Source organism: Lentzea sp. NPDC037011 (assembly GCF_055607425.1).
Genome location: NZ_JBVJRT010000003.1, coordinates 195,017 through 213,311, shown reverse-complemented (window position 1 = coordinate 213,311; position 18,295 = coordinate 195,017). Strand labels below are relative to the sequence as shown.

General features: G+C 67.4%; 19 protein-coding genes. 8 read left to right on the top strand and 11 right to left on the bottom strand.

Features of this window, described 5'->3' with window-relative positions:
- Positions 1-62: 62 nt before the first annotated feature.
- A complete protein-coding gene (locus ACZ7CH_RS09595; protein ID WP_470370342.1) occupies positions 63-542 on the top strand; it encodes a hypothetical protein in 480 nt (159 codons plus the stop codon).
- A 49-nt stretch (positions 543-591) separates the two neighbouring features.
- Here the strand turns inward: ACZ7CH_RS09595 and argG are convergent, their stop codons facing one another.
- Both argG and ACZ7CH_RS09585 read right to left on the bottom strand, forming a co-directional pair.
- Positions 592-2,037, bottom strand: coding sequence for an argininosuccinate synthase (argG, locus tag ACZ7CH_RS09590; protein WP_360401358.1), 1,446 nt, complete (start codon positions 2,035-2,037; stop codon positions 592-594).
- 49 nt (positions 2,038-2,086) lie between these two features.
- Positions 2,087-2,929 carry a polysaccharide deacetylase family protein gene (locus tag ACZ7CH_RS09585; protein ID WP_470373569.1) on the bottom strand — a complete coding sequence of 281 codons (843 nt, stop codon included), beginning with the start codon at positions 2,927-2,929 and terminating at the stop codon, positions 2,087-2,089.
- A 57-nt stretch (positions 2,930-2,986) separates the two neighbouring features.
- Here ACZ7CH_RS09585 and ACZ7CH_RS09580 point away from each other — a divergent pair, with 57 nt between their 5' ends.
- A complete protein-coding gene (locus ACZ7CH_RS09580; protein ID WP_360401352.1) occupies positions 2,987-3,352 on the top strand; it encodes a MerR family transcriptional regulator in 366 nt (121 codons plus the stop codon).
- Positions 3,353-3,553: 201 nt separating this feature from the next.
- Complete coding sequence (locus ACZ7CH_RS09575) at positions 3,554-4,303, top strand: NPP1 family protein (protein ID WP_470370340.1); 750 nt, start codon at positions 3,554-3,556, stop codon at positions 4,301-4,303.
- A gap of 30 nt (positions 4,304-4,333) precedes the next feature.
- Here ACZ7CH_RS09575 and ACZ7CH_RS09570 read toward each other — a convergent pair whose 3' ends face one another.
- From ACZ7CH_RS09570 to ACZ7CH_RS09535, 8 genes are all read right to left on the bottom strand, one after another.
- Entirely contained in the window at positions 4,334-4,819 is a 486-nt protein-coding gene (locus ACZ7CH_RS09570) for an NUDIX domain-containing protein (RefSeq protein ID WP_470370339.1), read from the bottom strand.
- A 113-nt stretch (positions 4,820-4,932) separates the two neighbouring features.
- Entirely contained in the window at positions 4,933-5,655 is a 723-nt protein-coding gene (locus ACZ7CH_RS09565; RefSeq protein ID WP_470373568.1) for a polysaccharide deacetylase family protein, read from the bottom strand.
- On the bottom strand, positions 5,652-6,005 hold the full coding sequence (locus tag ACZ7CH_RS09560) for an MOSC domain-containing protein (protein ID WP_470373567.1): 354 nt from the start codon (positions 6,003-6,005) through the stop codon (positions 5,652-5,654). The genes ACZ7CH_RS09565 and ACZ7CH_RS09560 overlap by 4 nt, the downstream gene beginning before the upstream one ends.
- A 326-nt stretch (positions 6,006-6,331) precedes the next feature.
- Positions 6,332-6,685: a hypothetical protein gene (locus tag ACZ7CH_RS09555; RefSeq protein WP_470373566.1), complete on the bottom strand. Its 354-nt coding sequence runs from the start codon at positions 6,683-6,685 to the stop codon at positions 6,332-6,334.
- Positions 6,686-6,699: 14 nt separating this feature from the next.
- Complete coding sequence (locus ACZ7CH_RS09550) at positions 6,700-7,377, bottom strand: ABC transporter ATP-binding protein (protein ID WP_470373565.1); 678 nt, start codon at positions 7,375-7,377, stop codon at positions 6,700-6,702.
- A 12-nt stretch (positions 7,378-7,389) separates the two neighbouring features.
- Positions 7,390-9,366, bottom strand: coding sequence for a hypothetical protein (locus ACZ7CH_RS09545; RefSeq protein ID WP_470373564.1), 1,977 nt, complete (start codon positions 9,364-9,366; stop codon positions 7,390-7,392).
- Positions 9,367-9,493: 127 nt separating this feature from the next.
- A complete protein-coding gene (locus ACZ7CH_RS09540; RefSeq protein WP_470373563.1) occupies positions 9,494-9,916 on the bottom strand; it encodes a lactococcin 972 family bacteriocin in 423 nt (140 codons plus the stop codon).
- Between the two features lie 1,318 nt (positions 9,917-11,234).
- Positions 11,235-11,399 carry a hypothetical protein gene (locus ACZ7CH_RS09535; protein WP_470373562.1) on the bottom strand — a complete coding sequence of 55 codons (165 nt, stop codon included), beginning with the start codon at positions 11,397-11,399 and terminating at the stop codon, positions 11,235-11,237.
- Between the two features lie 289 nt (positions 11,400-11,688).
- Here ACZ7CH_RS09535 and ACZ7CH_RS09530 point away from each other — a divergent pair, with 289 nt between their 5' ends.
- The 5 genes from ACZ7CH_RS09530 (at position 11,689) to ACZ7CH_RS09510 (ending at position 16,933) form a co-directional block, all read left to right on the top strand.
- The gene (locus ACZ7CH_RS09530) at positions 11,689-11,859 is read left to right on the top strand and encodes a hypothetical protein (RefSeq protein WP_470373561.1); all 171 of its coding nucleotides are present in this window, start codon (positions 11,689-11,691) and stop codon (positions 11,857-11,859) included.
- 314 nt (positions 11,860-12,173) lie between these two features.
- Entirely contained in the window at positions 12,174-12,527 is a 354-nt protein-coding gene (locus tag ACZ7CH_RS09525; RefSeq protein ID WP_360401340.1) for an STAS domain-containing protein, read from the top strand.
- Positions 12,524-14,989: an ATP-binding SpoIIE family protein phosphatase gene (locus ACZ7CH_RS09520; RefSeq protein WP_470373560.1), complete on the top strand. Its 2,466-nt coding sequence runs from the start codon at positions 12,524-12,526 to the stop codon at positions 14,987-14,989. Before ACZ7CH_RS09525 ends, ACZ7CH_RS09520 begins: the two co-directional genes overlap by 4 nt.
- Positions 14,990-15,203: 214 nt before the next feature.
- Entirely contained in the window at positions 15,204-15,992 is a 789-nt protein-coding gene (locus ACZ7CH_RS09515) for an MEDS domain-containing protein (RefSeq protein WP_470373559.1), read from the top strand.
- The gene (locus ACZ7CH_RS09510) at positions 15,989-16,933 is read left to right on the top strand and encodes an anti-sigma factor RsbA family regulatory protein (protein ID WP_470373558.1); all 945 of its coding nucleotides are present in this window, start codon (positions 15,989-15,991) and stop codon (positions 16,931-16,933) included. The genes ACZ7CH_RS09515 and ACZ7CH_RS09510 overlap by 4 nt, the downstream gene beginning before the upstream one ends.
- Before the next feature lie 150 nt (positions 16,934-17,083).
- Here the strand turns inward: ACZ7CH_RS09510 and ACZ7CH_RS09505 are convergent, their stop codons facing one another.
- Entirely contained in the window at positions 17,084-18,127 is a 1,044-nt protein-coding gene (locus ACZ7CH_RS09505) for a hypothetical protein (protein WP_470373557.1), read from the bottom strand.
- Positions 18,128-18,295: the final 168 nt, after the last annotated feature.

The window sequence follows — 18,295 nt, the reverse complement described above, 5'->3', positions numbered from 1 at the left end:
CGGAAGGCTAGCGGCCGGGCAGCGGGGTAACGATGGCGCGGTCGGCACCGACCTCAGCGGGCATGAGGTTCTTGATCACACCGGTGCTCCTGGCCGTCCTCGCGACGGGCTGCACCTCGGAGGTCACCGGGTCCGGTACCGGCGCGGACACCACCACCACGACCACCACCACTGCGGCCGACCCGACGACCAGGCAGGTGGAGACGCCGACCACCACGGCGGGCAAGGCGACCGCACTGGACGGCGTGCCTCCCGAGCAGTACGAGAGCCTGCCCTCGCAGTTCTGCGACCGCCCCTTCGCCGGCGCCCGCGGCAAGCCGATGCTGGCCGTCGTGGTGGAGACCCCCGCGGGGAGGCTGAACTGCGACCAGGCAGCGGCCGTGCTGGTCGACTACTACACCGAGCGCCGGGAGCCGATGTCCGGCATGCCGCCGGTCGAGATCGGCCCGATGTCGTGCAACCAGGCCCCCGAGGGGATCATGCCGCAGGTCGTGTGCGCCGACGAGGACAACGTCATCTACTCGATGTGGCCGCAGACGTGACACGGCGGGGGTGGGCGAGGAGATCGCCCACCCCCGCCGGCACGGGACGTCAGTCGGTTCCGGACTCGATCGCGGCCGCGTCGAGCAGCGCGTCGGCCTCGGAGACCTCACCGCGCGAGGCGATGACCTCGGCGCCGCCGTCGGGCACGTCGCCGATCAGCTTCGTCGGCTCGACCTGGGCCGAGATGAGCTCGGACTGGCGGGTGCCGACCATGCCGAGGCCCGCGAAGAGCTCCAGCTTGGCGCGCGAGTCCGCGATGTCGAGGTTGCGCATGGTCAGCTGGCCGATGCGGTCGACCGGGCCGAACGCCGAGTCCTCGGTGCGCTCCATCGACAGCTTGTCCGGGTGGTAGCTGAACGCCGGGCCGGACGTGTCGAGGATCGAGTAGTCGTCGCCCCTGCGCAGCCGCAGCGTGACCTCGCCGGTGACCGCGGAACCGACCCAGCGCTGCAGCGCCTCGCGGATCATCAGCGACTGCGGGTCGAGCCAGCGGCCCTCGTACAGCAGCCGGCCGAGCTTGCGGCCCTCGGTGTGGTAGCTCGCGACGGTGTCCTCGTTGTGGATCGCGTTCACGAGGCGGTCGTAGGCGATGTACAGCAGCGCCATGCCGGGCGCCTCGTAGATGCCGCGGCTCTTGGCCTCGATGATGCGGTTCTCGATCTGGTCGGACATGCCCAGACCGTGGCGGCCACCGATCGCGTTGGCCTCCAGCACGAGGTCGACGGAGCTGCCGAACTCCTTGCCGTTGATGGTGACCGGGCGGCCCTGCTCGAACCCGATGGTCACGTCCTCGGCGGCGATCTCGACCGACGGGTCCCAGAACTTGACGCCCATGATCGGCTCGACGATCTCGATGCCCTCGTTGAGCAGCTCGAGCGACTTGGCCTCGTGCGTCGCACCCCAGATGTTCGCGTCGGTGGAGTACGCCTTCTCGACGCTCGACCGGTAGGGCAGGTCGCGCTCCAGCAGCCACTCGGACATCTCCTTGCGGCCGCCGAGCTCGGTCACGAACTCCGCGTCCAGCCACGGCTTGTAGATCCGCAGCGACGGGTTCGCGAGCAGGCCGTAGCGGTAGAACCGCTCGATGTCGTTGCCCTTGTAGGTCGAGCCGTCGCCCCAGATCTGGACGTCGTCGTCGAGCATGGCGCGCACGAGCATGGTGCCCGTGACGGCGCGGCCGAGCGGGGTCGTGTTGAAGTACGCGCGGCCACCGGAGCGGATGTGGAACGCGCCGCACGCCAGTGCCGCGAGCCCCTCCTCGACGAGCGCCGAGCGGCAGTCCACGAGACGCGCGATCTCCGCGCCGTACGTGCCCGCGCGGCCGGGGACCTTGTCGATCTCCGGCTCGTCGTACTGACCGATGTCCGCGGTGTACGTGCACGGCACCGCGCCCTTCTCACGCATCCACGCGACCGCGACGGAAGTGTCGAGACCACCGGAGAAGGCGATGCCGACGCGTTCGCCGGCGGGAAGTGAAGTGAGCACCTTGGACACGACAATGATTATGCACAACTGTGTATGAACATGCACGCCGGGGTGGCTGTTAGTTGTGCCTCAGGTAGTGCTCGGCGATGTCGTCGCTGGTCGTGAGCCACACGTCGGGTGCGGCAGCGAGGTGGGCGAGCGCCCGGTCGAGGTACTTGTGCCGGAACGCCTGACCGGTGACGAACGGGTGCAGCGCCAGCGCGAGCACCCGGCCGCCCTCGGCGTGCAGCACCTCGTACTGGTCCTCGACCATCCGCAGGAAGTCGGGCCCGGAGCGGTCGAGCAGCATCAGGTCGTTGAGCTCCACCGAGTACGGCACGCTGATCATGCCCGGGACGGTGAGCCGGAACGGCTGGTCGTCGGCGGTCCAGTCGAGCACGTAGCTCAGCCCGAGCTCGGCGAGCAGCTGCGGCGTGCGGGAGGTCTCGGTGAGCCCCGGCCCCATCCAGCCGCGCGGCCGGGTGCCGGTCGCGTCCTCGATCGTGTTCACGACGTCGGCGAGCACCTCGCGTTCGCGTTCCTCCGTCAGACCGGTGTGCAGCTTGGAGTTCGTCTCGCCGTGCGCGAGCCACGCCCAGTCGCGCTCGACGCCGGCCTCGACGATCCGCGGGTACCGCCTCGCCGCCAGGGAGTTGAGCAGGACGCTGGCGCGCAGGCCGTGGCGGTCGAGCGCGTCGATGGTGCGCCAGATGCCGACGCGGGGGCCGTAGTCGCGCCAGCCGTGGTTGAGCGGGTCGGGCGTGAGCTCGGCGGTGCCCGGCCAGATGCTCGTGGACGGCGTGCCGAGCAGGAAGTGCTCCACGTTCAAGCCGACGTACACGGCGACCCTCGCGCCGTTGGGCCAGGCCAGCGGCGGGCGGTCGATGATCGGCGAGTAGTCGTAGAGCTTGTTCTCCGTCATGTCCCGACGGTAGGAGTTGACATCAATGTCAGGTTCAAGTCCGTTCCGGAGGCGGGGATGCGCATCGGCGAGCTGGCGCGGCGCACGGGCGTGAGCGAACGGTCGCTGCGCTACTACGAGCAGCAGGGCCTGCTGGCGCCGACGCGGACGGCGGGCGGGCACCGCGAGTACCCGGACGGCGCCGTCGACCGGGTGGTCCGGATCCAGGAGCTGTTCGCGGCGGGCCTGTCGAGCAGGAAGGTGTTCTCGCTGCTGCCGTGCCTGCGCGACGCCGACGGCGGCCCGTCCGAGGTCGCGACACCGCGGCTGGTCGCCGAGCTGGAGGACGAACGCGCGCGGATCGACCGGATGATCGCCGACCTGCGCACGACCCGCGCGGTGCTCGACGACGTGATCGACACCGCCCGAGGAGAAAACACCTAGGCACGCCCAGGTCTTCGAGCAGTTCGTCGTGACCGTCCCGGCCGTCGAGTCGTTCGCGGTCACCGGCCGCGAGCTGATCCCGGCGTTGTGAATTTCCCGGTACGGCAAAGATTCAGTGAACCACCTAGACGTGAACGCTGTTCATGTACAACCTTTTGCCTGCACGCCTCTCCGCTCCCCTGCTCCCGGAATCGAGGCCCTGTGAGGAAGAAGCTCCTGCCGGCCCTGCTCGGCGCACTGCTGGTCACCGCGCTGTTCCCCGGCGTCGCGCTCGCCGACCCGCCCCGCGCCATCCCCGCGAACTTCACGGCGGAGGACGGCAAGTGGCAGCCGGCGTTCGACTACGACGGCGACGGCTGCTACCCGACCCCGGCGATCTCGCCGACCGGCCAGGTGGCGCCGGGCCTGAAGAACTCGGGTGCCCTCAACGGCGACTGCCACGACCAGTCGGACCTGGACAACACCAACTCCTACAGCCGGTCCAAGTGCAACAACGGCTGGTGCGCCTACCTGTACGACCTGTACTTCGAGAAGGACCAGGCCGTGCCGCTGTGGGACTGCTGCGGCCACCGGCACGACATCGAGCACGTGGTCGTCTGGGTGCAGAACGACGTCGCCCAGTACGTCTCGGTCTCGGCGCACGGCAAGTACAACACCTTCTCGCGCGACAAGGTGCAGTGGGAGGGCACCCACGCGAAGGTGATCTACCACAAGGACGGCGCCAGCACGCACTGCTTCCGGCTCGCCGGCTACAACGAGCAGGCGGAGAACCACTACGGCGTCTACCAGTACCCGGACCTCGTGAGCTGGGACCGGTTCCCCGGCGGTGTGCGCGACGTCCTCGTGAACGCGGACTTCGGCAGCGCCTCGCTGGCGATCAAGGACAGCGCGTTCAACGGCAACCTCGCGAGCGCCAAGCCCGCCGGCATCGCGTTCGACCCGCACGCCTGAGCCGCGCCGCGCTGGGCCCGGTCTCCGGGCTCAGCGCACCGGCCGCCCGTGCTCGCACAGGACGACCCCGTCGGAGCCGACGGCGTGCAGCGCGGCCTCGACCCGGCGCGCCAGCACCGGTTTCAGCAGGCCGCGTGCCTCGTCGAGGGGGAACAGCCCGGCCGAGCGGATCTCCGGGTCGGTCAGCTCCAGTGCGGCCACCTCGGCCGCGGTGACCAGGCCGCCGTCGAACACGAACGCGAGCCCCTCCGGCATCGGCCCGTCCGCGGGGACGTGGTCGACCACCAGCAGCCGCCCGAGCGGCCGCTGCACCCCGAGCTCCTCGCGCACCTCGCGCACCGCCGTGCGCCACGGCGCCTCACCGGCGTCCACCGCACCGCCCGGGATCTCCCACCACCGCTTGTAGGTGGTCTCCACCAGCAGGACCCGCGCCCGGTCGTCGCGGAACAGCACCCCGGCCGCAGCGCGCTTCCTGCTCAGCGACGCCGCGTACTCCGCGTACGGCAGAAGATCCACACCCGCGGAGGCTACTCGGCCACGCGGTCGTCCCACTCGCCCAGGAGCTCCCTTCCCGGCCCACCTTGCTCTGCTGGCGTCTGGTACTTGCAGATGCCGGTGAAGCCAGGGGGTCAGCGGCGGGCGGCGAGGAGTGCGGACACCGTGACGAACCGGAACCCGCGCTCCTTCAGACCGGCGATGATCGGCCGCAGCGCCTGCCGGGTCTGGTCCCGCCCGGCGTACATGGGGTGCAGCAGGACGATCGACCCCGGCTTGGTCTGCGCGAGCGTCTCGCTGACGACCCGGTCCTTCGGCGGTGTGCCCGCGGAGTCCGGTTCCACGTCCCACATCACCGTGGTCCGGTCGTGCTGCTCCAGGTAGTACGGCAACGCGAAGAGCTTCTTGCCGTTGGGCGGCCGGAAGTGGATGGCACCGCTGTAGCCGGTCCTGCGGATCGCCGCGTCGGTGTCCTCGACCTCCTTCGCCACGAAACCCGGTGTCACACCGAGCATCCGCTCGTGCGAGAAGGTGTGGTTGCCGATCTCGTGCCCGGCCCGCGCGATCCTGCGCCCCAGCTCCGGGTGCTCCTCCAGGTCGCGGCCCACGAGGAAGAACGTGGCCGTCACGTCCTCGGCGGCGAGCACGTCGAGCACCTGCTGCGTGCCGGCCGGGTCGGGACCGTCGTCGAAGGTCAGCGCGACGACGTTCTCGGTGGTCTCGACCCGGTGCACGAGGTCACCGAAGAACTGGAAGGTGCGCGACCTGCTGACGTTCCACAGCACCACCGCGGCGGCCAGCACGACGACCACGCTGACGGCGGTGATGATCGTCGGCTTGCGGGACAACCACTTCATCCGCCCACTATCCCGAGGACCGCCGTCCCGACGCGCAGCACCCCGTCGTCGAGCGGCACGCACCGCACGCCGCCCTTGCCGCGCAACGCCTTGAACGCTCCTGGCGCGATCACCCGGTCCATCCACGCGCACGGGTTCGCCGGCCGGTGCACCTCGAACCGGACCGGCCCGTCACCGCTGTCGAGGCTGAACGCGGTGCCGCGCACCAACGCGTCCACGTCGAACCCGCGCACCACGACGTTGCGCCGCGCGACCAGCGGGTCCACCGGCCACGGCGCGAGCGACTCGGCGGCGAGGAACGTGACCGCCGCGTTGCGGTGCGCCGGGTGGTTGAAGTACCGGTCCCCCACGATCCCGAGCTTCGCGCACCTCGACGTGGTCGTGCGAGACGGGCCCCGGATCGGGACGCGGCCCGTCCGACGGACGGCCCTCGTAGGCGTGCACGGCGGAGGCGTGCAGCGCGACGATCTCCACCGCTTGCCCGGTTGCCGTTCCGGCCTCAGGTGGTGACAGGTGCAGCCGTTTGCCGGAGGCGTCGACCGCATGGCGCAACTCGACAACGGCTCCAACATCAAGGTCGTGCTCACAACGAGGGCGGGCGCCTTGACCAGCATTGGCATGAACGTCAAGTCCCGAGAAGGACTGCTTCAACGGTCGTGGCGGCATGTAGACACGGTCAGATCTTGACCAAACGCACCGGGACACCGAACCCGTCGCGGTTTCCGAGCAGGTTGCCGATCGCCTCACGCTCGGAGTCCGATTCGTAGGTCACTTCGATAAGCGCGCGATCCTGTCCGGCGGGGCACGGCTTGCCCACCTTGACCGAAGTACTCTTCCCCAATGCCTTGATCTCGTCAGCCAAAGCCTGGTTGGAGGAAAGCCCTGAAGTGGCTTCGGCCGTCGTCGGCAACTGCTCGCATGGTGGATGGGTGTCTCCGCCGGAGGAGAGCACGCCGCTGAACCACATGATTCCTGCGCCGAGCAGCGCTACCGCCACGATACCGATAGCGATCTTAGGGGCGAGCTTCATGGTGATCCTCTGCGCTAGTGCGATGGTTGGTCTGCGAGACGCGGGGATGATGGGTTCGTCCCGATTTCATGTCGAGAGCCGCATGCGTTGATCATTTCAGCGTCGTGCGTGGACACGATGACCGTGCAGCCATTTTCGGCAAACTCTGCGAGCAGACCGATGACCTTTTGTCGGTTGGAGGCGTCGAGTGAGGCGGTGGGTTCGTCGACGAACAGAACACTGGCCCGCTTGTACATGGCTCTTGCCAGCGCGAGTCGTTGTTTTTCGCCACCGCTGAGATGGCTAGCGGCTTCGCTTTGGCGTCCCGTCAGACCCATCCGCTCAAGTACCTGCGTCAGTCGCTCAGGATCACCTTTAGCCCGCTTGCGCAGAACGCTGGATTCCATTGTGATGTTGAACGCCACAGATTCTTCGTCCATGATGCCGTAATCCTGGAGGACGAATGCGGCGTGATCACGCCAGAACCTACGCCGGGTGGCCGAGCTGTACTTGGTGGCGTCGTCGCCGTCAATCAGAACGCGTCCTCGATTGACTGGGAGCAGCAGCCCGAGGCTGTGCAGCAAGGTGGTTTTCCCTGAACCACTGGGACCGACCAGTGCTGTCGTTGTCCCAGGCTCGCAGCAAACAGACTCGCCGTCGAGCACTGGCCGCCCACCTATCACCACTGAAAGGCTCTCGGCCTCGATGAGCATCACTGACTCCGATTAGATTCGACGCTTGCCGACGCCAGTGAAACACCAGCGCGCGGTACCCAGATGACTCAACGGAACGATGATGGAGCCGACCAGCGCAGCCAATAGCACCGGACCGATCGAGTCAAAACCCTGAAACAGCAAAATAATGGTCACGAGAACCGCGCCGGCCACTAGTTCCCTGGCCACTCTACTCTGAAGAATTCGCGGCCACGACCGTCCGGACAACCTCAGCGGGAAGTCGCGTTTTGCCTGCAGCAGGGAGGTGATCAGAGCACTGACTGCAGCAGCGACGACAAAGGCGATGAAGAGGGCGATCAACGCAAGGTTCATCAGCCACACAACATACGCGGTGAACTGTGCGCGCAAAATTCCTTCTTCTGCGATGTAGACGACACCCAGTTCTCCCTTGAACCCCTGATTTCGCAGTGCCTGCACAGAAAGCCCGCTGCGCTCAAGCAGTTGCTGGGTGTTCGCTGCGCCAGTGAACACTAGATTGCCGGTCGACGTCATAGAGGTCAGGTTCCTGTCGTTGAACGTGTCGTAAACCGACGGCACGACCGCGATCAGGACATCACCAAGGAACCGGAGGCTTTGACCACTGCCACCTTCGGACACAGGCAGTCGAAATTCGCCGCCGGGTCGCAGATATCTAAATTCCGAGAGTGGTTTCCCATCTGACATCTCGCTACGTGTCATAAGCGCGAGTTGTTTATCCAGACCGCTGGAGCGCATCAAATCCCGAGCGCTGTCAGACGGCACCGACCTAAGCGCTTCAGGCGGCGCTGCGCCTGTCATCAGGTCGAGCCAGCGCTGGTTGACAAAGGATACCGCAGAGTACTGACCGAAATCCGTCTGGAATGCGAACTCTGTGAAGGTGTAAGAAAAAGCGGCCTCGTGACGCAACTCGGCATCCTGGATCATCTTACCGATTTTGGGCTCAACGGCGGTCATCTCTTCATCACTCATCCCGAAGGTGATGGCGACCTGATCCGCGAGTTGCTTCCATTGGGCCGTCTCAGCCGCTGTGGCCGAGGAGCTTCGATATGCCGACCAAGCAGGCCCAGCTGCCGACACCACCAGGACAAACGTCAGTGCCTGAACCACGATGGCCGCCGTACGCAGACTCTTCACCGCAGGTTGCCGGGTGGCGAGCATGATCGCGCTCGGCCATGCGGACGCCGACATCGCGAGCGCCGCGAGCAGCGATATCACAATGACCGCGAACTCGAGACCGATGAGCGAATTGAGGAAGTAACCAACGTATAGCCAGCCACGAGAGGCACCGATATAGACAGCGGCGATGGTGGTGACCACCGACGCCGAAAGCAGCAGTCCTCCCGCGAAGCCACCCAGGTCCTGCATCTGGACTCGGATAGTCGGGCAACCACCGAGCACACGGAGCGCGCGGCTGCGCGCCTTCATCGACAACCAAAACAGCGCCAGCGTTGCAATCAAAGCAAATGCGGCGAGGATCGCTGCACCGAAACTACCTTCTTTCATGACAAACTCGAAGCTGTTGGTGACTGATGCGTCAGTTCGAGTCACACGCACACCCGCATTACTCAGCTCATCTTCAAGATCGTCGAGCTGCGCACTTTCACCTGTTACGAGGTAGGTGCCGTCGGGTGGAGAGTTGGCCAGGCGTTCCCTGCCGACCACCCTGCCGGCTTCGTCGCCACTGAACCAGCCGAACGAGGCAGGGAGGTTTCTATCGTTCAGGGTTGCGAACACTCGCTGGTCGCGGTCGCCAACAAGATCTGGCGCAATTTTCACCAAGCCAAGGTTCCAGCGTGCGTCGAGTTCGCTGAGCTTTCCAAGAACCTCTTTGTCGGCAAGCTGGGACTTACTTAAGTCAACGCCTATTCTAGCTTGCACGCCAAGCGCCTGAGGAAAGTCTCGGTCAAGGATGTCAGTAACAATGGTTGCCACCAAAGCAAGCAGGCCGAACAATGATCCCGCGACCATTATCACCACACGCTTGTGCATGCCTCTCCCGAACGATTCGGCGATACATCATCTCCGAGGGTACTCACCCCCAGTGGTCGCGCGACCACTGGGGGTGAGACTCCACATCGGCGCCATCAGGCTGGAAGTCAACCTGACGTCGGACTTGCTAGCAGGTTCGGTAGTAGTAACCCGCTTCGAGCCCAGGCGAGTTGACAGTCGAGATCTCTGCGGTTGATCTGACGCCAGAGGCCGTGTCGATGCTCCTCGAGCGACTCGTCTCCTTGCCGTCGATGTACCTGATCACGGTCGAGCCGTGACACTTGTTGACGGTGTAGTAGGAGCGCAGCTTGACATCCCAGAAGCCGTACTGCCAGGTCCCGCCCTCCGCTGGGTACTGGGTGTGCGTGCCTGGATTCACCCAGGCCTGCGCGGGTGCGGCAGTGACCCCCAGGACGGCGACGGACATCATGACGCCGGCAAGGGCAGCCTTGATCACTCGTTGCACAAAATCCCCCTTCAGTGTTCTCGATTCAACGTTGAGGTCAGATGAAATAAGCTCCTGCCGTGAGCCAATTTCTGCGGTCAGCACACATTCCACCTGACCGTAAGCACTGTACGAAGTACCTTTCGGCACGCAAGTGCCCCACGAATCAGAGGCTAGTTGCACCTGACTCGTTGCAATAGGTCTCATTGGAGTAATTCAAAAGCTAAGAAGAGCAGTATCAACCTGTTCTATTGGAATAATTTTACGACAGTACTGCATGTGAGTGACGCACATGACCAACAATTGACATCTTTCTGTCCACAACTCTCGGCATGATCTACCTGAGTACGCGTGACGCCACCTGCGGCCCGGATCGCGCCTTGCTCTTCTTGATGTGCAGGCGGTGTTTGTCCGGAGTCGACCCAGTCAGCCACTTCGAGCGAGGCTGTTCTCCGCGTGCGCGAGGGCGATCCCAAGTTCAGCCTCCACAAAGAAAGGGACAAGTTCTCCTCGGACGCGCGAGGGTACTTCCGGTCTCACAATGCTTGACAGCGTCAATATATTCGTCCTGCACGCACGCCTTCACCATCAGCATCGACCCCTTTTCCGAACTCCTGTGCACCGCGCTGCAGCTGCACGGCAGCTCCACGAGGAGGTCAACGGCAGGCTGCTCGCATATTGACTGATGACGCCACAGGCTCCGTACGCACACTGGGCCACTAGTGAGAGGTACGTGATCACTGCCACGTCGACTACGATTTTTTACTAGCGCTATGGCCAGCAAATTCGATGTCCAGCCTCCAACACTGTTCCGGAATAATGGACAGAAGTAGGTGGCTCACTGGAACGGTCTACTCAAGATGCGACTTGAGCAGCCAGTGGCCGCCGTCCGTGAGCACCAGCTCTGCCTTCAACCAGGTAGGCGAGCGCGGATTCCTCAGGCATGTAGCCGTGGTGCGAACCGCTGAAACTCAGGCGTTCGCCTCGGCCGACTGGTAGCGGCTGCACATGCGCACCCACTGATTCATGCTCGCTTCGCTAATCCTCGCCATGCCCTGCCGTCCAAGATCCGCCTCAACGAGTCGCTGCTTGGGGCGATGTGCTCGGACCGGCTATACTCCCCCATCACGGCGCTGAACATGGTGGAACAGGGCGTAAGGCGAAGTCGGCGGGCAGAATTTGACCACCAAGCCGCCAAGGCTGCGACCTCAGCGACGTTAGCTATCCTGACTCGGGCGCAGTCCACAAACCTCTTTGAGGCAAGGCGATCACCGCAACCAGCATCGCTCGGACCGATGCCACTACCTGGGGCGGCGACAGTATGGCTTCGGTTCGTGACATAGCTCCGGCGAACGCAAACGTACCGCTGGAGCACTGCGGGTGCTGAAGTCTGGGCATAGTCCGTTGATGACCACGAGGGTGGCTAGTGCTCGACAGCACGATCGGTGAGTACCTCGATCAGCTGGCTGCGCGACGGCGGGGTGAGCGTGTCGGCCGGCTGCTCCAGCGTGGCGAGCGCCACGCGCGAGCTCGGCGGGCCGCCGCGGCTGGACGGAAAGGCCCTCGACATCGTCCAGAACAAAATCATTTACTCACCCGCACAGGCATAATGCATCGTCTCGTTGCGCTGCCATAGCTCAATTGGCCTGTGTACACCTGGACCGCCCGTCGGGGCGCCGATCAGCCTCTTGAGCCCTCGCCTACGCGAGACCTCACCATCATGACTCCTGGTCCGGTGCCACGGGAACCGCTGAACGCGGCCGCCTGCACACATCGGCGGACAGCGCTGCGGTGCCGCACGCCGCGCCTGCGTCGCATGTGGACGATTTCACAAGGATCATGGACTGGGAGGCCACGGCACCCACGTCCTGGAAGCCGTGGGACACATGCCCGCCTACGACCAGGCGTTGGGCGTCGTCCGCTGCAGTGGTGTCACCAGCCGCGTCGGTGTCCCGCAGTACGAGCGGGCTCCGATCGGCTTCGGCAGCCTCTTCCGCCACAACATCCGCCCTCGCGGGCGGGCGCGCACCGGTGCGCGCCCGCGTTGAGGAGCTGATGCCCGGCATCCTCGGCGGCTACGGCGCGGAGGTGATGGTGAGGGTGGCGGCCACCAAGCCCAGGACGGTGGCCGCTGTGGTGAGGAGACCGGCCATGACCTTGAGTGAACGCATTCGTCGCTCCGAGGGTGAGGTGCGCGGGAACCCGAAGGCGCCGTGAGGCCGCCCGTTCCGTGGATCGCCACTCCGATCGGCTCGTTACTCGGATTCGGGACCGCAGGTCGCGGGAGATCGCGTGCCGGGCGTGCGGCCCGTTGTGGCCGTGCGGGTACGTTGGACGGGTCCGCGAACGAGGAGAGGCGAGGATGAGCCAGGCGCTGCCGTTGGAGATCGGGGTGCACGACCGCGGTGCCGACACGGTCGCGGCGGTCGTCGGGGAGCTCGACTTCGGCACGACCCCTCGGATGCTGGAGGTGGTCGAACCGCTCGCCGCCCAGGGCGGGACGCTGGTGCTGGACCTGTCCGGGCTCGACTTCTGCGACTCCAGTGCGCTCAGCGCGCTGGTCAGGTTGCACAAGGTCGCCCTGGCAGCGGGTGGCGCGCTGCACCTGGCCGCATTGCGGCCCCAGGTCGAGTCGGCAATCAGGCTCACCTCGCTGCACCAGCTGCTGACGATCCACGCGCACGTGCCCGACGCACCTGGTGGATCAGCCCGGTGAACGACTTCTCCCCCCGGCCTGCCCGGGACGGTGGCGACTTCGCCTCGTTCGGCCTGTCGGACGTGGTGCGGCTGACCGCGGGACTCCGCGCCGCGGCCGAGGACGCCGACGACTTCGGCTCCGCCGCCGCTGAGGTCGTGGAACGGCTGCGCGGCCACTTCACGGACGAGCACGGGAGCTCGGTCGTGCTGTCGGCGCGGTTGTTCTCCACCCGCCGTTTCGCCGAGCTGCCCGAAGCGCTCCGGGAGGTCGCGCGCCGATCCGAGCCCGATGAGGCCGGTCCGGACACGTGGTGCCTGGTGCTGGAGGCCGGCTCCGGTGCGGAACCCGGCCAGAACGCACCGGTCGTGCGCCGCACACCCGGTGCGCTGGCACCGACCTCGGCCGAGGCCGCCGCTGCGGCGCCGATGGCCTTCGCGCTGGCCGCCGCGCTCGGCGTGCGGGACGCGGGCGGGCTGGCGCTGGACGCGGGCGAGCGGTGCGGTGTCTTCCTCGTGGCCGATGCCGACGGCAGCGAACACGTTCCGGACCAGGGCTTCGTCCGGGACCACGGGGTGCGCTCGGTGCTGGCGTTCGGTGGCGCGCTGCCGGACGGTGGCCTGTTCTGCGTGGTGCTGTCGGTGGGCGTGCCGATCTCGCCGCAGACCGCGGAGATGTTCCGGGCGGTGGCCGTCAGCGTCCGCACCGGGTTGCTGGCCCACCCCCTGGCCGGTCGCGGCGAGGTCGACGTGGCTGCCCAGCGCGACGCCCTGCTCGACCACCTCCGCGTGCTGGAGGACACCTCCCGTGAGCAGGCGACCGACCTCGAAAGCACGGTCGACCGGCTGCGCGCCGAGGCCGAGCTGGTCGACACCCTCCAGGTCGTCGGTCGCCGGCTGACCTCGCAGCTCGACCTCACCACGCTGGTCCAGGACGCCACGGACGCCGCGACCAAGGCCACCGGGGCGGAGTTCGGCGCGTTCTTCTACAACCTCGTCGACCAGTACGGCGAGTCCTACACCCTCTACACGCTGTCCGGCGTGCCGAAGTCGGCGTTCGAGCGCTTTCCCATGCCCCGCAACACCGACGTCTTCTCCGTCACCTTCAACGGCGAGGGCACGGTCCGCTCCGACGACATCACCCGGGACCCGCGGTACGGCCGCAACGACCCCCATCACGGGATGCCGCCGGGGCACCTGCCGGTGTGCAGCTACCTGGCCGTCCCGGTGGTCTCGCCGTCGTCGCGGGAGGTGCTGGGCGGGTTCTTCTTCGGTCACCACGAGGCCGGGCGGTTCACCGAGCGGCACCAGCAGCTCGCCGAGGGCATCGCGGGCTACGCGGCGATCGCCCTCGACAACGCGCGCCTGTTCGACCGCCAGCGCTCGACGGCGTCGGAGCTCACCCACAGCATGCTGCCCGCGGTGCCGCACGTGAGCGGTCTGGCCATCGCGTCCCGTTACCTGCCGGCGGCCACCGGCTCCGAGGTCGGCGGCGACTGGTTCGACGTGCTCGAACTGCCCGCCGGACGCACCGCTTTCGTGGTCGGCGACGTCGTGGGCCGGGGTGTGACGGCGGCGGCCGTGATGGGGCAGATGCGTACGGCCGTGCGTTCCTACGCGCTGCTGGACCTCCCGCCCTCCGACGTGCTGCGGCACGCGACGGCGCTGGCCGGCGTCACCCCCAAAGCCACGTTCATCACCTGCTTCTACGCCGTGCACGACCCCGCGGACGACACGCTGACCTTCGCCAACGCCGGTCACCTGCCGGCGGTCCTGACCCACCCCGACGGCACGACGGACCTGATCGGCGAGGGGCTGGGCATGCCGTTGGGCGTCGGCGAGACGTTCCTGCAGCGGCAGACGTCGTTCCCGGTGGGCGCACGGCTGACCCTCTACACCGACGGTCTGGTCGAGAGCCGGGTCCGCGACCTCACCACCGGCATCAACGCGCTGCTGGCCGAGATCGGCTCCCTGCCGCCCGACGTGGACCTCCAGGTCGCCTGCGACAAGCTCATCGACCGCCTCACCGCCGGGCGCCACGACGACGACGTCGCCCTGCTGCACGTGCAGCGCCTGGCGGCGGACCGGCAGGTGGCGTCCATGCCGCTGGACACCGGGCCGGGCGTCGCGGCACGCGCCCGCGCGTTCGTCAGCGAGCAGCTGACCCGGTGGGACCTGGCCGAGGTGCGAGACGCGGCGCTCACCGTGACCAGCGAACTGGTCGCCAACGCCGTCCAGCACGCCGACCGCCCGGTCGTGCTGCGCCTGCACCTCGAGAACTCCCGGCTGTTCATCGACGTCGCCGACCACGGCACCTCCGGGCCCCGCCTGTTCAACGCCGGTCCGCAGGACGACCGGCACCGCGGGCTGCTGCTGGTCGACGCCTTCGCCACGCGGTGGGGCACCCGCGCGACCGAGGAGGGCAAGGTCGTCTGGGCCGAGATCGCCGCGGCGCAGAACCGCGGCCCACGAGGAAGGTCGTGACCGCGTTCCGGGTCACCGCCGGTCGCACCCTCCGAACTGCCCGCGGCCGGGAGTACCTTCTACCGGTGGGCGCGTCGACGACGTGCGGCCTCGGCTCGATCCTGGCCGGTGGTCGCGACGATCGCCGCGGCGCAGGTGAGAGGCGGCTGAGGTGACGCGCAAGCGCAGGTCGGGGTTCGCCGGGCACGGACGGGGGTTCGGACCCCATGACCACGTGTGCTGGCGATACCGCGACAGGCACGATTTCCGGCACCGGGTCCGCGAGTTCCTGTCCGAAGGCCTGACCCTCGGTCACCGGGTCTGCTACATCGGCACCGGCACCCACGGCTCCCTGGTCGAGGACCTCGACGGGATCGACGGGATCGACGAGGCGCTGAAGAGCGAGACCGCGCAGGTCGCCTCGCTGGACAGCACCTACCCGGTGGGTGCGGTGGTCGAGCCCGCGGCGCAGGTGCGCACCTACGTCGCGGCGACGGAAGCGGCGCTGGCCGCCGGGTTCACCGGGTTCCGCGTCGCGGCCGACTGCACCTCGCTGGTGCGCACCCCGGCGCAGCTGGACGTGTTCGCCCGCTACGAGCACCGGATCGACCGGTACATGGTCGAGAGGCCGTTCTCGGCGATGTGCGCCTACGCCGCCGACGAGGTGGACGACCACGCGTTCGCGCAGCTGGCCTGCATGCACCCCAACGCCAACACCTCCTCCCCCGGCTTCCGGCTGCACGCCGCCGATGACCGGAGCACGGCCTTCGCCGGCGAGGTGGACCAGCTGAGCGAGGACCAGTTCGCCCTGGCCCTGCACCGCGCCGAGCTCCGTCCCCGCGACGGGCGGCTGGTGTTCGACGCGACCGGCCTCACCTTCCTCGACCACCGCGCCCTGCTGCGCCTGTCCCGCCACGCCGCTGATCGGGACGCCTCCGTCGTGCTGCGCACCTCCTGGCCAGGGGTGGCCGTCCTGGTGGACCTGCTCGACCTCACGAACGTCCGAGTGGAGAGCGCCGCATGACGATCACCGACCTCCCGCTCCCCGGCGAGTTCGTCCACCCCGCCGTGTTCTACTCCTCCGACGAGGAGTACCTGCACCTGTTGGTGCCCTTCATCGCGGAGGGCTTGGAGCTGGGCCACCCGGTCGCCGCCTCCGTGCCGGCCCGGCAACTGCGGCTGCTGCGCGAGGGCCTCGGCGCGAGCGCCGACGACGTGCTGCTGCTCGACATGGAGGTGGAGGGCCGCAACCCGGGCCGGATCATCCCCATGGTGCTGCGCCGGTTCGCCGACCGCCACCCCGGGAAGCACGTCCGCATCATCGGTGAACCCATCTGGGCCGCCCGCACCGACGTCGAGTACCCGGCCTGCGCCCAGCACGAAGCCCTGATCAACCTCGCCTTCGCCGGTCGTGACGTGACCATCGCCTGCCCCTATGACACCGCCGCGCTCGACGAACACGTCGTGGCCGACGCACTGGCCACCCACCCGTTGGTGTGGGAGACCGGCGGTCGCCACGGCAGTGACCGCTACGCCCCCGACGCCGTCGTCGACCGCTACAACCAGCCCTTCGACATCGCCCCGGACGCCGTCACGCTCGACGTCACGTCCTCCGCCGGCATCCGCGACGCCCGCCGCTTCGCCACCGCGCAGGCCAGCCGGCTCGGCCTGTCCGAGACCCGCACCGCCGACCTCGCGCTGATGACCACGGAACTCGTCTCCAACAGCCTCCGGCACGCCGGCGGCACCTGCCGGCTGAGCATCTGGCAGGCCGGCGACCACCTCGTCTGCACCGTCCAGGACGACGGCCACCTCGCCGATCCCCTCGCCGGCCGCCACCCCGCGGCCCTCGACCAGGAGGGCGGTCGCGGTCTGCTGCTGGTCAACCAGCTCGCTGACCTCGTGCGCGTCCACACCGTCCCGCGAGGGACGACCACCCACGTCTTCCTGCACATCGTCTCCTGAGGGCACCACGCCGCGGTGGCGTCAACGCGACGACGAGGTCGTCGAGCTTTCGAAGGAGGCGCGACGCTGATCCCGGCCGCCCGCCGCGCCAGTGCCACCAGCCCTGCCGATCAATCGGCAGGGCTGGTGGCCGGTCGTGGTGGTGCGGTGTCAGCCGGTGGTGAACTGGACGGTGCGCTCCACCATGTCGCGGTTGCGACCGGTGGTGGAGGGCCACTGCTCGTAGACCAGCGTGGCCTGCTGGCCGGCCTCGCTGCTGGAGGTGCCGATGAGCTGCGGGTAGCCGACGGTCTTGCCCGCGGCGGCGGTGAGCAGCGTGGTGGCCGCGCCCCAGGTGATGCCGTCGGCGCTCGTCTTCATGTACACGTGGGTGTTGTCGCCCCAGTTCTTGTAGACCAGGACGAACTTGCCCAGGTACGTGTTCCAGGTGAGGTCGCAGTCGGAGATGTCGGAGCCCAGCGAGGACAGGGGCTTGGTCTTCCCGGCGTCGCTGGAGGTGGAGGGCATGGACACGGTGAAGGCACTGCCGTCCCAGCCCTTCCAGGTGCCCGGCGCGGCACCGGGGTCGGTCGAGGCGTAGGCGATGCCGTGCCCGATGCCCAGCCACCGCTTGTTGATCGGGTCGTAGACCACCGAGTTGATCTCGTGGCCGCCGTTCTGGGCCGTCTGGGGCTGCGGCGTGCCGATGATCTGCCCCTCCTTGGTCCACGTGACGCCGTCGTCGGTCGAGACCGCCAGGCCGGTGGAGTTGTACTCGTAGCCGGTCACGCCGTCGGCGAAGACGTGGTCCTCGGCGTGGTAGAACCCGTAGATGGCTCCGGACGGGTCCCCGGGGTCGCGCACCGCCTGGAACAGCCACGCGCCGTTGCCGTCGAAGCTCCCCCTGGGGCCGGCGCTGAGCACGGCCGTCGTCGGGTTGACCGGGCTCATCGTGTCGAGCGTCTGCCCGGTGCTGCGGTAGTTCACGCCGTCGACCCAGAACGCGAGGTTCGCCGCGCCCGTGGCGTTGGGCAGGTAGGGGAAGGTCGAGTCGTTGGCGTACCACCGCACCTGGCTGTCCGGGATCGGGACGACCTGCGGGGAGCCGAGCGCGGTGGTGGTCGCCGCGCTCGCCGGCACGGCGGCGGAGGCGAGCAGGACCGCGGTCACGGCCAGCACGGGGGCGGTCCATCGGGTCCGGGGGTGGGTGCGCATGTCGATTCACTCCTGATCGGTCGTGTTCGTTGTTTGTTTCTGACCAACGAACAATAAGACCGGTATGACAGGGCGCGAATATAATCCATTCGAGTGAACAGAGTTCAAACTTTTCTTTTCTTACAGCTCCTACCTGCGCAAACGTCACCGAATTCGCCGATTTGTGTC

Coding starts and splice junctions, on each gene's coding strand:
- ACZ7CH_RS09595 (WP_470370342.1), top strand. CDS start 63: ATGAGGTTCTTGATCACACCGGTGCTCCTGGCCGTCCTCGCGACGGGC.
- ACZ7CH_RS09510 (WP_470373558.1), top strand. CDS start 15,989: ATGACGATCACCGACCTCCCGCTCCCCGGCGAGTTCGTCCACCCCGCC.
- ACZ7CH_RS09545 (WP_470373564.1), bottom strand. CDS start 9,366: ATGCACAAGCGTGTGGTGATAATGGTCGCGGGATCATTGTTCGGCCTG.
- ACZ7CH_RS09585 (WP_470373569.1), bottom strand. CDS start 2,929: ATGACGGAGAACAAGCTCTACGACTACTCGCCGATCATCGACCGCCCG.
- ACZ7CH_RS09505 (WP_470373557.1), bottom strand. CDS start 18,127: ATGCGCACCCACCCCCGGACCCGATGGACCGCCCCCGTGCTGGCCGTG.
- ACZ7CH_RS09525 (WP_360401340.1), top strand. CDS start 12,174: ATGAGCCAGGCGCTGCCGTTGGAGATCGGGGTGCACGACCGCGGTGCC.
- ACZ7CH_RS09550 (WP_470373565.1), bottom strand. CDS start 7,377: ATGCTCATCGAGGCCGAGAGCCTTTCAGTGGTGATAGGTGGGCGGCCA.
- ACZ7CH_RS09565 (WP_470373568.1), bottom strand. CDS start 5,655: ATGAAGTGGTTGTCCCGCAAGCCGACGATCATCACCGCCGTCAGCGTG.
- ACZ7CH_RS09535 (WP_470373562.1), bottom strand. CDS start 11,399: ATGATTTTGTTCTGGACGATGTCGAGGGCCTTTCCGTCCAGCCGCGGC.
- ACZ7CH_RS09580 (WP_360401352.1), top strand. CDS start 2,987: ATGCGCATCGGCGAGCTGGCGCGGCGCACGGGCGTGAGCGAACGGTCG.
- ACZ7CH_RS09555 (WP_470373566.1), bottom strand. CDS start 6,685: ATGAAGCTCGCCCCTAAGATCGCTATCGGTATCGTGGCGGTAGCGCTG.